We start from the raw sequence: 14,905 nt of genomic DNA, 5'->3' as shown, positions 1-14,905 counted from the left end.
TATAGCAACGCCACGGCAAAAATGCGACTGAGGCGGCTCGGAAAATTAACCAATTGCCGTGGATGAAACCGGCGGCAGCAATGGACCTTTGACGATGCGCTATGTGAGTACCCGCGGGGATGTGCCCGTGCTTGGATTTGCCGATGCGGTGCTGGCGGGGCTGGCCCGCGACGGCGGGCTTTATGTGCCGCAGACATGGCCGCAGTTTTCGGCAGCCGAGATCCGCGCCATGCGCGGCCTGCCCTATGCGGACCTCGCCATCCGCGTGCTGACGCCCTTCCTCGGCGGCGAGATCGCCGCACCCGTCTTCGAGCGCCTGGTGCGAGAAGCCTATGCCACCTTCCGCCACCAGGCCGTCTGCCCGCTGGTGCAGACCGGCGCCAACACGTTCATCCTCGAGCTCTTCCACGGTCCGACGCTGGCCTTCAAGGACGTTGCCATGCAGCTGCTTGCCCGGCTGATGGACCATGTGCTGACTGAGCGCGGCCAGCGCGCCACCATCGTCGGCGCGACCTCGGGTGACACTGGTGGCGCCGCCATCGATGCCTTCGCCGGCCGCGATCGAACTGACATTTTCGTGATGTTCCCGCATGGCCGCGTCTCGCCGGTGCAGCAGCGGCAGATGACGACATCGACTGCCGCCAACGTCCAGGCGCTGGCGATCGAAGGCAATTTCGACGATTGCCAGGGCCTGCTGAAGGATATGTTCAACGATCATGGTTTTCGTGATCGCGTGTCGCTGTCGGGCGTCAATTCGATCAACTGGGCCCGCATCATGGCCCAGATCGTCTATTATTTTTCCTCGGCGCTTTCGCTCGGCGCGCCGGACAGGCCGGTCTCCTTTACCGTGCCGACCGGCAATTTCGGCGATATTTTCGCCGGTTACGCCGCCAAGAAGATGGGCCTGCCGATCGAGCGGCTGATCGTCGCCACCAACGACAACGACATATTGGCGCGCACTTTCGCGACCGGTGAATACCGCACCAAGGGTGTGTTTGCGACGACGTCGCCATCGATGGACATCCAGGTATCGTCGAACTTCGAGCGACTGCTGTTCGAGGCCTGCGACCGTAACGCAGAGACGGTGCGGCGTTACATGGCCGGCCTCAAGCAATCCGGCGCCTTCACCATCGAAACCGCAGAAATCGACCGGATGCGGTCCGAATTCGACGCCGGACGCGCTGATATGGACGAGGTTGCCGCCACCATCCGTTCAACGCTCGAATCCAGCAATTATCTGCTCGATCCGCACACGGCCGCGGCCGTGCATCTCGCCGCCGGCAAGGCTGACGGTGCAGTGCCGATGGTGGTGCTGGGCACGGCGCACCCGGCCAAGTTCCCGGCCGCGGTCGAAGCCGCCTGCGGCGTGTCGCCGGCCCTGCCCGCATGGCTGGGGTCCTTGATGTCAGCCGACGAAAAGTACACGGTACTTCCATCCGACCTGAAAATGGTGGAAGATTACGTGAGCCGCCACTCAAGGGCAGCGCGTTAGGGAGTACTTGCCATATGGGTGTTGAGGTAAGCCGTCTGTCGAACGGCCTGACAGTCGCCACCGAAACCCTTCCAAGCCTCGAATCCGTTGCCCTTGGCGCCTGGGTCAAGTCCGGCGCCCGCAATGAGCGTGACGACGAGCACGGAATGGCCCATCTGCTCGAGCATATGGCCTTCAAGGGTACGAAAAGGCGGACGGCCTTCGAGATCGCCTCGGAAATCGAGGATGTCGGCGGCGAGATCAATGCCGCCACATCAGTCGAGACGACGTCCTATTACGCCAGGGTGCTGTCCGACGATGTGCCGCTGGCGGTGGATATCCTTGCCGATATCCTGCAGGAGTCCGAATTCGACCCAGAGGAACTGGAGCGCGAGCAGCATGTGATCCTGCAGGAGATCGGCGCCGCGCACGACACGCCCGACGACATCGTCTTCGACCGTTTCACCGAGACCGCCTTCCGCCACCAGACGATCGGCCGCTCGATCCTCGGCACGCCGGAAACCGTCAAATCCTTCACCTCCAAACAGCTGCATGATTTCATCGAGCGCCAATATGGCGCCGAGAAGATGGTGATCGTGGCGGCCGGCGACATCAAGCACGACAATTTCGTGCGCGAGGTCGAAAAGCAGCTCGGCGGTTTCCGCAGCAAGTCCGACAGCACCCTGCCGCAATATGCGCAGTATGTCGGCGGCGATTTCCGCGAGGATCGCGACCTGATGGACGCGCAGATCGTGCTCGGCTTCGAAGGCCGAGCCTATCATGTGCGCGATTTCTACGCTTCGCAGGTGCTGTCGATGATCCTCGGCGGCGGCATGTCGTCCCGGCTGTTCCAGGAGGTCCGCGAAAAGCGTGGCCTGTGCTATTCGGTCTATGCCTTCCACTGGGGTTTTTCCGATACCGGCATCTTCGGCGTTCATGCCGCGACCGGGCAGAGCGACATTGCCGAACTGGTTCCGGTCATTATCGACGAGCTGCAGAAGGCCGGCGAGAATATCCTTCAGGAAGAGCTCGACCGCGCCCGCGCGCAATACCGCGCCGGCCTGATCATGTCGGCTGAAAGCCCGGCCAGCCGCGCCTCGCAGATCGCCAGGCAGCTGCTTCTGTTCGGCCGGCCGATCGCCAAGGAGGAGTTGATGGAACGGCTGTCGGCGCTGACCGTCGAGCGGCTGACCGACCTTTCGTCCCGGCTGTTTTCGACCAAGCCGACGCTGACTGCGGTTGGACCGGTGGGTACGCTCGCGCCCTATGAGGCGATTCTCGATTCGCTTGCGGGCACGCACACCACGGCCCGCAAGCTCGCCGTCTAAGCCTTCAAGCGCCGGTGTTCGCGCTCCCTTTCTTTCGCCGTGACCTGCCGGCACTGAAAGGCGACCGGGTCATGCTGCGCGTGCCCTACACCAACGACTATCGCGAATGGTCGGCGGTGCGCGGCGAAAGCCGTGCCTTCCTCGAACCGTGGGAGCCGCGCTGGACGCCCGATGAACTCGACCGCACCGCCTGGCGGCTGCGCATCGGCCGCTACCGCGAAGACTATGCGCAGGGAACCGCCATCGCCTTCTTCATCTTCGAGAAGGCGAGCGGCAAGCTTGCAGGCGGCATTACGCTCGGCAATATCCGCCACGGCGTCTCGCAAAGCGGCCATGTCGGCTACTGGATCGGGGAGCGGTTCGGCGGCCGCGGCCTGATGACCGACGCGGTCAAGGTGGTCTGCCGCTTCGCCTTCGATACGCTGAGGTTGCACCGGATCGAAGCTGCCTGTATTCCCGACAATGTCCGGTCGATCCGCGTGCTTGAAAAAGCCGGATTCCGGCGCGAAGGACTTCTGCGATCCTACCTCAGGATCAACGGCATCTGGCAGGACCACTACCTCTACGCCCGGATCGCGGACGATCCGCCGGGCGCTGGAACGAAGGACTGATTTTTGACGAATTTCCTGCGAAACGGGTCGCTGTTGGCCTTTGTTCTGGCGGTTGTCGTCACGCTTTGCGCGGCGCTCCCGGCCTTCGCCGTCGAACCGATCAAGATTGCCCGCGACGATGTCGCGCTCGACCTGTCGCGCGCCGTCCAGATCTACGTCAATCAGGGCGAAAACTTCCAGGTGTCGACCGCGCCCGGTCCCGACGGCATCGTGCGGCGCATCGAGGTCGAGGCCAATGACGCGCGCTCGAGCGGCGACTGGGCGGTGTTCGCGCTCGCCAACACCACCGACCAGCAGCTCGACCGGCTGATCGTGGCGCCGCATTTCCGGCTGGTGAATTCCGGCATCTTCTGGCCCGATCTCGGCGCCACCCGCATCGCCGCGATCACCCCCAGCGAGGGCTTCGCGCTCGACCGCCAGTCAAGCTCCGACGCCGACGTGTTCCGGGTAACGCTGAACCCGGGAACGGTGATCACCTTCATCGCCGAACTCGCCTCGCCGAAGCTGCCGCAGGTCTATCTATGGGAGCCGGAAGCCTACAAGGACTCGGTCAATTCCTATACGCTGTTCCGTGGCATCGTCATCGGCATCGCCGGGTTGCTGGCGCTCTTCCTGACCATCCTTTTCGTCGTCAAGGGAACCTCGATGTTTCCGGCGACAGCCGCACTTGCGTGGGCGGTACTTGCCTATATCTGCGTCGATTTCGGCTTTCTAAACAAGATCATAGAGATATCGCCCGGGAACGAGCAGATGTGGCGGGCGGGAACGGAGGTGGCGCTTGCGGCGACCTTCGTGGTGTTCCTGTTCGCCTATCTCAACCTCAACCGGTGGCACGGCCATTTCAGCTATGGCGCGCTGGTCTGGATCCTCGGTCTGGTGCTGATTGCGGGTGTGGCCATCATCGATCCGGCCGTCGCCGCCGGTATTGCCCGGCTGTCCTTTGCCGCCACCGCGCTGACCGGGCTCGGCCTCATCATCCTGCTCGGTCTTCGTGGTTACGACCGTGCGATCATGCTGGTGCCCAGTTGGGTGATGGTGCTGCTATGGCTGTGCGGGTCGTGGATGGCGATCACCGGCATGCTCGACAACGACATCGCCCAGCCGGCATTGGGCGGCGGGCTGATCCTGATCATCCTTTTGATCGGCTTCACCGTCATGCAGCATGCCTTTGCCGGCGGCGCGCTGCATCAGGGCCTGTTCTCCGATCTTGAGCGCCAGGCGCTGGCCGTCGCCGGCTCCGGCGACACGGTGTGGGACTGGGACGTGCTGCGCGACCGCGTCGTCACCAAGCCCGACGTCAGCATCCAGCTTGGCCTGGCGCCCAACAGCCTGGGGGGTGCGGCCCGCAACTGGCTGCCGGTGCTGCATGCCGACGACCGCGACACGTTCCGCACCACGCTCGACGTGGTGCTCGAACATCGGCGCGGCCGGGTCTCGCAGAATTTCCGCCTGCGCGGCGCCGACGGGCACTACCACTGGTTCTTGCTTCGGGCGCGGCCGGTGATCGGCTCGGATGGCGAAGTGATTCGCTGCGTCGGCACCATGGTCGACGTCACCGAGCAGAAAAAGTCCGAGGAAAGGCTGCTGCACGATGCCGTTCACGACAATCTGACCGGCCTGCCCAACCGCGAACTTCTGATGAACCGGCTGGAAGCCATCATCTCGATCGCGCGCACCGAAGAGAAGGTGCGCCCCACCGTCTTCGTCATCGACATCGACCGTTTCAAGCAGGTCAATGACGGGCTTGGCATCTCGGCCGGCGACACCATCCTGCTCACCATTGCGCGCCGCTTGCACCGGCTGTTGAAACCGAAGGATTCGCTGTCGCGCTTTGCCGGTGACCAGTTCGCCCTGATGCTGCTCTCCGAACAGGAACCCTCCCGCATCGCGGCGGTGGCAGACGCCATCAAGCACGCGATCAACAACCCGATCACCTTCGCCAAGCGCGAGATCGTGCTGACCGCCTCGATCGGCCTGATCACCTGGACCTCGGCGCAGACTTCGGCAGAAGACATGGTCAAGGACGCCGAGCTTGCCATGCACCAGGCCAAGCGCTTCGGCGGCGACAGGATCGAGCCGTTCCGGCCGGCCTTCCGCACCGTCGGCACCGACCGGCTGCAATTCGAATCCGATCTGCGCCGCGCCATCGAGCGGCGCGAATTCACCCTTGCCTACCAGCCGATCGTGCGGCTGGAGGACGGCAGCATTGCCGGCTTCGAAGCGCTGCTGCGTTGGGACCATCCGCGCCGCGGCATGATCCCGCCCGGCGATTTCATTCCGGTCGCCGAAAGCTGTGGCCTGATCGTGCAGCTTGGGCTGTTTGCCATGCAGCAGGCGGCCGAAGACCTCGCCGGCTGGCAAAAGCAGATCGGCGACACCCCGCTGTCGGTGTCGGTCAATCTGTCCAGCCGCCAGCTGATCCGCCGCGACCTGGTCAGCGATGTCCGCTCGGTCATCGCCCGCGCCAATCTGAAGCCGCGCTGCTTCCGGCTCGAACTTACCGAATCGCTGGTCATGGACAATCCAGAGCAGACCTCGCATGTGCTGACCAAACTCAAGCAGCTCGGCATCGGCCTGTCGCTGGACGATTTCGGCACCGGCTATTCCTCGCTCGCCTATCTGACCCGCTTCCCCTTCGACACCATCAAGATCGACAAGAGCTTCGTCGACGACGCGACGCCGAAGCGGGCGGTGCTGCTCAAATCCATGGTCAACATGGCGCATGAACTCGGCCTGTCGGTGGTGGCCGAGGGCATTTCCGACGAAAGCGATGCGCTGGAATTGCGCCAGATGGGCTGCGAATATGTGCAAAGCTTCATGTTCGGCGCGCCGATGCCAGGCGACCAGGTGCTGAAGGCGTTGAAAGAGCAGTACCCGATGACGCAGGCGTGATGGGTGAGGCATGCGTCGTGCAGGCGCGTGGTTACATTGGAATGAACCCCGAAAATTAGCTGAAGCGACCGCGCCTTCGTCATCCTAGGGCGAAGCAAGGAGCGCAGCGACGCAGCGCAGACCCTAGGATGACGAAAGTGGCGGGCGGCTTCGGCTAGTCGCGAAGGTTCGGCGGAACGTCGGCGAGGCGAGGCCTCAGGCGTGCCCCGCGGCCAGGCTCAAATGCGCCAGATCAATCCCGATCGATGCCAGGATGCGGTCGTATTTGCGCTCGATGTCGGCGTCGAACAGAAGCTCCGGCGTGGCCGGACAGGTCAGCCAGCCATTCTCGGCGATCTCGGTTTCCAGCTGGCCGGCGCCCCAGCCGGAATAGCCGAGCGCCATCAACGCGCGCCGCGGGCCGCGGCCGGACGAGATGGCGCGCAATATGTCGACCGTCGCGGTCAGGCAGATATCGTCGGAGACGGTGAGCGAGGATTCCACCCGGTAGTCGCCCGAGTGCAGGACGAAGCCGCGGCTGCGGTCCACCGGGCCGCCATTGCGCACGACGAAGTCGCGGGCCTGCGCCGGCAGCCTGATCGCCTCCTGCTCGTTCATGATGCCGAGCTGCACCAGAAGATCGGGAAACAGCATCTGTTGCGTCTGGTTGATGATCAGGCCCATGGCGCCTTCATCGCTGTGCGCACAGATGTAGATGACCGAGCGCGTGAAGCGATCGTCCTTCATGCCGGGCATGGCAATCAGAAACTGGTCGTCAAGAAAGCCGCGTCCACCGGCCGTCTTTTTGTGGCGCAACAAGTCCATGGACGGGAGCGTAACGCGTTTCCGGGACGCCGAAAAGATGCGTGGCGTGGGATTCGGCCAAAGCCCGACGGTTGGAACAACGGATTCCTGGCTGTAAACTTTGCTCGGCCGATTGCTTGAACCCAACTGTTCCTTGCCCGAAGGTCACGCAAATATGATACGCAGAGCGCCATGAAAACATTGCGCGGCCATGAACTGACGATCAAATCAACGCCATGCAAAGCTTGAAAATCCTGCTGCTCGGCGCCGCCATCGGATGCGGAGTAGCCCTTCCCGCCGCCGCCTCGTCTTCCGACTGGTACAACAGCGAAGGCGGCAGGGTGCGGCTGGTGACAACAGGCAAGGCCGACGAGGCCGGCCGCATACAGGGCGTGCTCGACATCGCGCTCAAGCCCGGCTGGAAAACTTATTGGCGCGATCCGGGCGACGCCGGCGTGCCGCCGCAGATCGACGTTTCGGCCAGCACCAACATCACCGATGCGGCGTTTTCCTTCCCGCCGCCGCAGCGCCATGACGACGGCTACGGCAAATGGGCCGGCTACAACCATCCGGTCTCGCTGCCGGTGACATTCACTTTGTCGTCGCCTGGGGATGCGGCCGTCATCGATGCCGACATCTTTCTTGGCATCTGCGAGACGATCTGTATTCCGGTGCAGACGCGGCTGAGCGTCGATCCCGGCGCCGATCCCGACAATGCCGAGGATGCGGCGCTGGTGAAGGCTGCACTCGCCACCTTGCCCGCGCCTGCCAAGCCCGATTTCGGGATCAAGGTGCTGCCGGGCGACCATGAGACGCTGATCGTCGAGGCGACTTTTCCCGGAGATCCGGAGGCGGCGGATTTATTCGTCGCCGGGGGACGCGACTATATGTTCGGGGCGCCTGCACGCAACGAAAAGGACGGCCGGCTGGTATTTACCATTCCGATCCTCGACCGGCCGTCGACGACACCGACCGATGGCGGGTTGTATTACACCCTGACAAGTGCCGAAGGCGCGGTCGAGGGCGTTCTGCCGTTCCCCTGAAACGGAACCCGATCCAGGCTTTCCCTTGATCCAGGCCTTGTCGGCGGTTGCGGGAGATGCCCGATTTCGCTATCGCAAGAAACCTTCCCTGCTTTTCACACGAGGACCATCATGACGATTGCCGTTGGCGACAAACTGCCCGACGCGACCTTCAAGGAAATGACCGCCGACGGCGCCAAGGTGATCACCTCGGCCGAGATTTTTGCGGGCAAGAAAGTGGTGCTGTTCGGTGTTCCCGGGGCGTTCACGCCGACCTGCAGCAACAACCACCTGCCGGGCTATCTTGAGAACCACGATGCCATCCTGGCCCGCGGCGTCGACACCATCGCCGTCGTGTCGGTCAACGACGTCCATGTCATGGGTGCCTGGGCCAATTTCACCGGCGGTCAAGGCAAGATCCTCTATCTCGCCGACGGCAATGGCGACTTCGCCAAGTCGATCGGCCTCGACTCCGACTATTCCAGCGGCGGCATGGGATTGCGCTCGAAGCGCTTCTCGATGATCGTCGACAATGGCAAGGTCACCGCGCTCAACGTCGAGACCAAGCCAGGAGTCGACACGTCGGGTGCCGCTCACATTCTGAGCCAGCTCTAAACCGCGGCGGCCGCCTCGGCTCATGAACGCGATGGCCTGACGACCACGCGCTTCCAGCCGGATTGCCTGCTTTGGGGGACATCGACGATGTTTGACATCATCTGGCGCAGCATTGCGATTGGCATCGGCGCCACGGTGCTGATGGATCTCTGGGCGATGTTCCTGCATCTGGCGCTCAGTCAGCCGCGGCCGAACTGGGGGCCGCCCGGCCGCTGGGTCTGGCACCTCAGGGAAGGCAAGGTTTTCCACGACGACATCGCACAAGCCGCGCCCTATGCGCATGAGCAGGCGCTGGGCTGGGCTTTCCACTATGTCACCGGCATCGTCTACGGCTTCATCCTGGTGGCGCTGGCGGGCACGGCATGGCTGGACGCGCCGACCTTCCTGCCGGCCTTCATCCTCGGCATGGTCACCATCGGCGCCGGCTGGTTCCTGCTGGCGCCCGGCATGGGCGCCGGCTGGGCTGCCTCAAAGCGCCCCAACGCGATACAGATCCGCGCCTTCAACGTGATCTCGCACACGGTGTTCGCGCTCGGCCTCTACGGCACGGCCCTGCTGATCCGCTGAGGACGGGTTCTATCCGTTGGTCGCGCGCGGCTTCATCGCGGCTACGGTATCGATGATATCCTGACATCCGCTTTAGCGCGGCGCCAGACTGTCTATCGACCGCCATCCGTGGACGACGCGGCGCGTGCCGACATCATAGGCGAAGTAGTTGCCGCCGCCGGCCGGCTGATCCGCCGCGCGGCTGATTGCGCGGCCGCTGAGCGAGAGCAGCAAGAGCGTTCCGACGCCGCCATGGCCGACGAAGGCAATGTCGCCGCCATCGGCAGCACCCAGCACCGTTTCGACCTCGCTGACAATGCGTTGCTGGGCATCGATGGCCCGCTCCCAGCCGCGGATGCTTTTGTGCGGGTTGGCGAAGAACTGGTCGGCGACCGCCTCGAACTCCGGCGGCGGCAGGAAGCCGGTTGCCGACCGATCGTTCTCATGCATGCGCTCCTTCACCTCGACCGCGAGGCCGAGGTGTTTGCCAAGGATCTCGGCGGTTTCGATCGCCTTGCGCTCGGCCGACGAGACGACACGGCGGATCGATCCGACCCATGGCTGATCGAGCATGGCTGATGCTCGCGCTCGTCCGATCTCGGACAGCCCCCAGTGCGGCACGGGAACGTTGGCATCGATCTGAACCTGGGGATGGGTGATGTAGTATACGATCGGCATGAGTGAGATCCCATTGCCGATAGCTTGAGCTCAATAGCTTTGGGTCGAGCGCCGTGCCCGTGGCGCCGGCTGTTTCTCGGATGCCGCCGGCTTCAGCGCCACTTTCGGCGCCGCAGGTTTGGCTGAGCCCCTCTTGAACGGCGCCATACCTTCCCTTGCGAGTTCGTCGGCGCGTTCGTTCTCGGTGTGGCCGGCATGGCCCTTGACCCAGTTCCAGGTCACCTTGTGGCGCCGATTGGCCTCATCCAGCGCCTGCCACAGTTCACCGTTCTTGACCGGCTTCTTGTCGGCGGTCTTCCAGCCGTTTTTCTTCCAGCCGTGGATCCATTTGGAGATACCGTCCATGACATATTTGCTGTCGGTGTGAAGCTCGACGGCGCACGGCTCCTTCAGCGCATTCAGCGCCGAGATGGCGGCCAGCAGCTCCATACGGTTATTGGTCGTCTCGGCCTCGCCGCCCGACAATTCCTTGGTCTTGCCGTTGAAGCGCAGGATGGCGCCCCAGCCGCCGGGACCGGGATTGCCCGAGCAGGCACCGTCGGTGAAGATTTCGACCTGCTTGGTCATGTCAGTCCGTATTCCGAAGGCGACTTGATCGCGCGGTGGAAGCGCATGCGGCGGATATATTCGGTCGGATCGCGCTTCATGACCAGCCCGCCGTCGGGAACGGTCAGCCAGTCATAGAGCCGGGTCAGCATAAAGCGCAGCGCCGAGCCGCGCGAAAGAATCGGCAGCGCTGCTTTCTCGCCCTCGCTCAAAGGCCGCACGCTCTGATAGCCGGCCAGCAGCGCCGTGCCTTTGGTCAGGTTGAAGGAGAAATCCTTCTCGAAACACCAGGCGTTGAGACAGGTGGCGACGTCATAGGCGTAGAGGTCGTGGCAGGCGAAATAGAAGTCGATGAGGCCGGACAGTTTCTCGCCGAGGAAGAAGACATTGTCGGGAAACAGATCGGCATGGATGATGCCTGCCGGCAGGCCCTGCGGCCAATGGCGTTCGAAATCCGCGAAATCCGCGTCGACCTCGGCCGCCAGTCCCGGCTCGACCTCGTCGGCTCGGTCGCGCGAGGCATTCCAGAGTTTGCGCCAGCCCTCGATGGCGAGCGCGTTGTCACGCGTCATCGCAAAATCCTGGCCGGCGAGATGCAGGGCGGCGAGCGCCTTGCCGACCTCCGCGCAATGCGCCGCTGTCGGCCGCCGCAGCGACAGGCCTTCGAGGAAGGTGATGATGACCGCGGGGCGGCCGGCCAGCGTGCCGATGACGGTGCCGTCATGCGCGGTCACCGGCAACGGGCAGGAAATGCCTTTGCGGGCGAGATGGCCCATCAGGCCGAGGAAGAACGGCAGGTCGGCCTTGTCGACGCGCTTCTCGTAAAGCGTCAGTATGTAAGAGCCGCTTGAGGTGTGCAGCAAAAAGTTCGAATTCTCGGTGCCTTCGGCGATCCCCTTGTAGGACAAGAGTTCGCCGACCGGATATGCCCTCAGGAACGCGCCGAGTTCGCCCTCATTGACGTCGGTGTAGACCGCCATGGGCTGTTCACGCGGCTCCGTTGACGAAGGCCATGTCGGCCCGCGTCAGTTCGACATCGCGCAGAACCCGCATGACTGGAAAATCCTCCGTTTCGGTGGCGGTGATCGCCAGGTCGATGGTCACCTCGAAGCGCTGGCGGAAGGCATCGATGATCTCGTCGACGATGATCTCCGGCGCCGACGCGCCGGCAGACAGGCCGAGCGTCGAGATGTTTGTGATGTCATTCCACGGAATTTCGGCGGCGCGCTGTACGAGAAGCGACATGGTGGCGCCGGCGCGCTCCGCCACTTCGACAAGACGGCGCGAATTGGAGGAATTGGGCGCACCGACGATCAGATAGAGATCGGCGCCGGCGGCGGTTTCCTTGACCGCTTCCTGGCGGTTGGTGGTGGCGTAGCAGATCGATTCGGCGGCCGGTGCATGCAGTTGCGGGAAGCGCTCCTGCAGCACCCGCAATATGCCGGCAGTGTCTTCGACCGACAACGTTGTCTGGCTTACGAAGCCGAGCGCTTCCGGGTCGGCGGGGGCAAAGGTCCCAGCGTCGGCTTCGGTCTCGATCAGCGTGACGGCGCCTTCAGCCAGTTGGCCCATGGTGCCGATCACTTCGGGATGGCCGGCATGGCCGATCAGAAGCACATGGCGGCCGAGCCGCTGATGGCGCATCGCCTGCTTGTGCACCTTGGACACCAGCGGGCAGGTGGCGTCGAGATAGAAGAGCTCGCGTGCCTTGGCGTCGGCCGGCACCGATTTCGGCACGCCGTGGGCTGAGAAGACAACCGGCGACTTGCGGTGCTCGGCCGGGATTTCCGAGAGTTCCTCGATGAAAACCGCGCCAAGGCTTTGCAGGCCCTCGACGACATAGCGGTTGTGAACGATCTCGTGGCGGACATAGACCGGCGCGCCGTATTTCTTCAACGCCAGCACGACGATCTGGATCGCGCGGTCGACACCGGCGCAAAAGCCGCGCGGCTGGCAGAGCCGGATCGTCAGCGGTGGTTTTGTGGCGGTCTGCAGCATGATTCCAGATCGGTTGATCGTATCGTTTGGCGAAATGAGGTGTGCACCCCTGCCCTGTCAAGGGCAGTTGAGATCAGGTTGAATGGTCAACCTGATCTAACTCTTTGTTGGAGCATGATCTTGTCCGAAACCGGTTCCCACTTTTCGGGGTGATGCTCTGGATCATTCAGTCTTTGCCGGACCGCGCAGCCTGACGATCAGAACCGCGGCAAGAGCCGCCGCCAGGCCATACCAGGTGAAGGCATATTGCAGATGAGAATTCGGCAGGTCGATGATGGTGACGCCGCCGACCGGCAGCCCGCCCGGGTTCGGCGTCTTGTCGGCGTCGATGAAGATCGGCACCAGCACGGCACCGGCCGGCAGGCCGGCACTCGCCGCCATGACATCACGATCCTTCCAATAGAAGATGTTCTTGGCCACGTCATTGTCGGGCAGCATCATCGACGGCTTGGCCGGCAGCGGGTTGCGCGCCAGGCCGGTGACCGTGACCTTGCCGGTCACCTGCCCTTGCGGGCGCTTGGCGGCATCCTTGACATCATAGGGAACGAAGCCGCGGTTGATCAGGACATAGCGGCCATCGTCGAGGGCCAGCGGGGTATAGACGTTGAAGCCGGCGTCGCCGTCCCATGTGGCGTAGAAATGCCGCTCGCCGGAGTGCAGGAACGTCCCGCTGACGGTGACCGGCGTGTAGTCGACATCACCGGTGGCGGCGAATTCCTTCTCGACGTCCGCCAGCGGCTGCGGCGCTGAATGGGTGCGCTGGTCGATGGTCTGCAGAAGGGCTTCCTTCCAGTACAGGCGCTGCACCTGCCATGTGCCAAGCCCGAGCAGGATGACGAACACCACCAGGCCGAGGCCGAGCAGCAATGCCGTCTTCGGCCGCGAGCGGCCGGCGGGCTTGGTCAGCGCCTCGCTCATTGCCCTTGGTCCAGGCGGCCTTCGGCCGCCTTGTTGGCGTATTGAAGCGTCAGCAGCACCCCCTTGATCAACCTCAGCGCCGTCAGGCACAGTCCCACGGCCAGCGGTATCCAGATGATGAAATGCAGCCAGAGCGGCGGGCTCAGCGTGACCTCCACCCACAGCGCCAGCCCCACGACGATGAAGCCGATGATCAGGATGACGAACACCGCCGGGCCGTCGCCGGCATCGGCGTAGGAATAGTCGAGGCCGCAATTGTTGCAGCGCTTGCCGACGGTGAGGAAGCCGGAAAACAGCCGTCCTTCGCCGCAGCGCGGGCAGCGTCCGTGCAGGCCGGCCGAGATCGGCTCGATGGGTGGCCAGATCGCCCTGTCTTCACTCATGGATAGTCATGCTTTACGGCTCGATTTCGATCAGCGTTCCATCCGGCACCATAGTCCAGATTTCGTCCATGTCGCAGTCGGTAACCCCAATGCAGCCATCGGTCCAGTCGACCAATTGAAGCAGCCAGCCCGACCAGCCGAATCCGTTGGCCATTGATGGGGCGCCGAAAAGAAGAAAGGCGACCGCGTTGCCGCGACCGCCCTTCTGATTTGTCGGTTCGGTGAAAGCCGTCAGTGGCCTTCGATCACCGCGCCGACCGATCCCCAGACGTAGATCGATGCGAACAGGAACAGCCAGACCACGTCGACGAAGTGCCAGTACCAGGCAGCCGCCTCGAAGCCGAAATGCTGCTTGGGCGTGAAGTCGCCTTTCCAGGCGCGGATCAGGCAGACCAGGAGGAAGATGGTGCCGATGATGACGTGGAAGCCATGGAAGCCGGTCGCCATGAAGAAGGTGGCGCCGTAGATGGAATCCTTGAAGCCGAACGGAGCGTGCATGTACTCGTAGGCCTGCACCATGGTGAACAGCATGCCGAGGCCGACGGTCAGCACCAGGCCGTTGATCAGGCCCTTGCGGTCGCCATGGATAAGCGAATGGTGCGCCCATGTCACCGTGGTGCCCGACAGAAGCAGAATGATGGTGTTGTAGAGCGGCAGATGGAAGGGATCGAGGACTTCGAGACCCTTCGGCGGCCAGACGCCACCAGTGAAAGCGGTGCGGGCGTAATTCTGCACTTCGCTCGGAAACAGGCTGGCATCGAAATAGGCCCAGAACCAGGCAACGAAGAACATCACTTCCGAAGCGATGAACATGATCATGCCGTAGCGCAGATGCAGCGACACGACGCGCGTGTGGTGGCCCTCATGCGCTTCCTTGATGGTGTCCGACCACCAGGCAAACATCGTGTAGAGGACGATGACCAGGCCGATGAAGAACAGCCATGGATTTGCGATGTTGTGGCCGAAAATCGGAAAATCGCCGTTCTTGAGATACTGCATCAGGGCGACGCCGCCGACTGCAGTCACCAGCGCGCCGATCGACCCCAGGAAGGGCCACGGGCTCGGGTTGACGAGATGGTAGTCGTGTTGTGGTTTTGCGTGCGCGTCTGCCATA

Annotated in this window: 16 protein-coding genes; 7 read left to right on the top strand and 9 right to left on the bottom strand. The window is 63.2% G+C overall.

Translation table 11 applies throughout. From position 1 onward, the window contains the following. Positions 1-94 precede the first annotated feature (94 nt). Genes thrC through NKK52_RS02795 form a run of 4 tightly spaced genes read left to right on the top strand, consistent with a single transcriptional unit; the run spans position 95 to position 6,302 of the window. Positions 95-1,492 carry a threonine synthase gene (gene thrC / locus NKK52_RS02810; protein ID WP_031204368.1) on the top strand — a complete coding sequence of 466 codons (1,398 nt, stop codon included), beginning with the start codon at positions 95-97 and terminating at the stop codon, positions 1,490-1,492. A 14-nt stretch (positions 1,493-1,506) separates the two neighbouring features. Then, positions 1,507-2,799 (top strand): M16 family metallopeptidase, encoded by a 1,293-nt coding sequence (locus tag NKK52_RS02805; protein ID WP_023685431.1) that lies wholly within the window; start codon positions 1,507-1,509, stop codon positions 2,797-2,799. Between the two features lie 14 nt (positions 2,800-2,813). Further along, on the top strand, positions 2,814-3,410 hold the full coding sequence (locus tag NKK52_RS02800) for a GNAT family N-acetyltransferase (RefSeq protein WP_023668403.1): 597 nt from the start codon (positions 2,814-2,816) through the stop codon (positions 3,408-3,410). Between the two features lie 3 nt (positions 3,411-3,413). After that, the gene (locus tag NKK52_RS02795; RefSeq protein ID WP_023706671.1) at positions 3,414-6,302 is read left to right on the top strand and encodes an EAL domain-containing protein; all 2,889 of its coding nucleotides are present in this window, start codon (positions 3,414-3,416) and stop codon (positions 6,300-6,302) included. Positions 6,303-6,497: 195 nt separating this feature from the next. Here NKK52_RS02795 and NKK52_RS02790 read toward each other — a convergent pair whose 3' ends face one another. Continuing rightward, positions 6,498-7,106: a YqgE/AlgH family protein gene (locus NKK52_RS02790; protein ID WP_023668405.1), complete on the bottom strand. Its 609-nt coding sequence runs from the start codon at positions 7,104-7,106 to the stop codon at positions 6,498-6,500. Positions 7,107-7,321: 215 nt separating this feature from the next. On the opposite strand from NKK52_RS02790, the gene NKK52_RS02785 reads away from it, so the two are divergent. The 3 genes from NKK52_RS02785 to NKK52_RS02775 all read left to right on the top strand — a co-directional run bounded on the left by NKK52_RS02785 (position 7,322) and on the right by NKK52_RS02775 (position 9,289). Further along, positions 7,322-8,128 carry a protein-disulfide reductase DsbD domain-containing protein gene (locus NKK52_RS02785; RefSeq protein WP_023685430.1) on the top strand — a complete coding sequence of 269 codons (807 nt, stop codon included), beginning with the start codon at positions 7,322-7,324 and terminating at the stop codon, positions 8,126-8,128. Between the two features lie 111 nt (positions 8,129-8,239). Then, a complete protein-coding gene (locus NKK52_RS02780; RefSeq protein ID WP_023668407.1) occupies positions 8,240-8,722 on the top strand; it encodes a peroxiredoxin in 483 nt (160 codons plus the stop codon). A gap of 87 nt (positions 8,723-8,809) precedes the next feature. Beyond that, entirely contained in the window at positions 8,810-9,289 is a 480-nt protein-coding gene (locus tag NKK52_RS02775) for a DUF2938 domain-containing protein (RefSeq protein ID WP_023685429.1), read from the top strand. A 72-nt stretch (positions 9,290-9,361) separates the two neighbouring features. On the opposite strand, the gene NKK52_RS02770 is transcribed toward NKK52_RS02775, so the two are convergent. The 8 genes from NKK52_RS02770 to NKK52_RS02735 form a co-directional block, all read right to left on the bottom strand. Beyond that, positions 9,362-9,946: a histidine phosphatase family protein gene (locus tag NKK52_RS02770; protein WP_023685428.1), complete on the bottom strand. Its 585-nt coding sequence runs from the start codon at positions 9,944-9,946 to the stop codon at positions 9,362-9,364. Positions 9,947-9,976: 30 nt separating this feature from the next. After that, complete coding sequence (gene rnhA, locus NKK52_RS02765; RefSeq protein ID WP_023685427.1) at positions 9,977-10,513, bottom strand: ribonuclease HI; 537 nt, start codon at positions 10,511-10,513, stop codon at positions 9,977-9,979. After that, positions 10,510-11,472 (bottom strand): homoserine kinase, encoded by a 963-nt coding sequence (locus tag NKK52_RS02760; protein ID WP_023685426.1) that lies wholly within the window; start codon positions 11,470-11,472, stop codon positions 10,510-10,512. The genes rnhA and NKK52_RS02760 overlap by 4 nt, the downstream gene beginning before the upstream one ends. A gap of 7 nt (positions 11,473-11,479) precedes the next feature. After that, positions 11,480-12,490: a 4-hydroxy-3-methylbut-2-enyl diphosphate reductase gene (ispH, locus tag NKK52_RS02755; protein ID WP_023685425.1), complete on the bottom strand. Its 1,011-nt coding sequence runs from the start codon at positions 12,488-12,490 to the stop codon at positions 11,480-11,482. A 162-nt stretch (positions 12,491-12,652) separates the two neighbouring features. Beyond that, complete coding sequence (locus NKK52_RS02750) at positions 12,653-13,408, bottom strand: SURF1 family protein (RefSeq protein WP_023685424.1); 756 nt, start codon at positions 13,406-13,408, stop codon at positions 12,653-12,655. Further along, positions 13,405-13,791: a DUF983 domain-containing protein gene (locus NKK52_RS02745; RefSeq protein WP_023685423.1), complete on the bottom strand. Its 387-nt coding sequence runs from the start codon at positions 13,789-13,791 to the stop codon at positions 13,405-13,407. The genes NKK52_RS02750 and NKK52_RS02745 overlap by 4 nt, the downstream gene beginning before the upstream one ends. 13 nt (positions 13,792-13,804) lie before the next feature. Then, positions 13,805-13,945 (bottom strand): L,D-transpeptidase family protein, encoded by a 141-nt coding sequence (locus NKK52_RS02740; protein ID WP_023668415.1) that lies wholly within the window; start codon positions 13,943-13,945, stop codon positions 13,805-13,807. Between the two features lie 77 nt (positions 13,946-14,022). Continuing rightward, entirely contained in the window at positions 14,023-14,904 is an 882-nt protein-coding gene (locus tag NKK52_RS02735; protein WP_023668416.1) for a cytochrome c oxidase subunit 3, read from the bottom strand. Position 14,905 lies beyond the last annotated feature (1 nt).

Source organism: Mesorhizobium sp. C277A, from assembly GCF_040324395.1.
In the GTDB taxonomy this organism is placed as follows: domain Bacteria; phylum Pseudomonadota; class Alphaproteobacteria; order Rhizobiales; family Rhizobiaceae; genus Mesorhizobium.
Note: the sequence above shows the minus strand (reverse complement) of the source record. Positions and strands in the feature narration are given on the sequence as shown.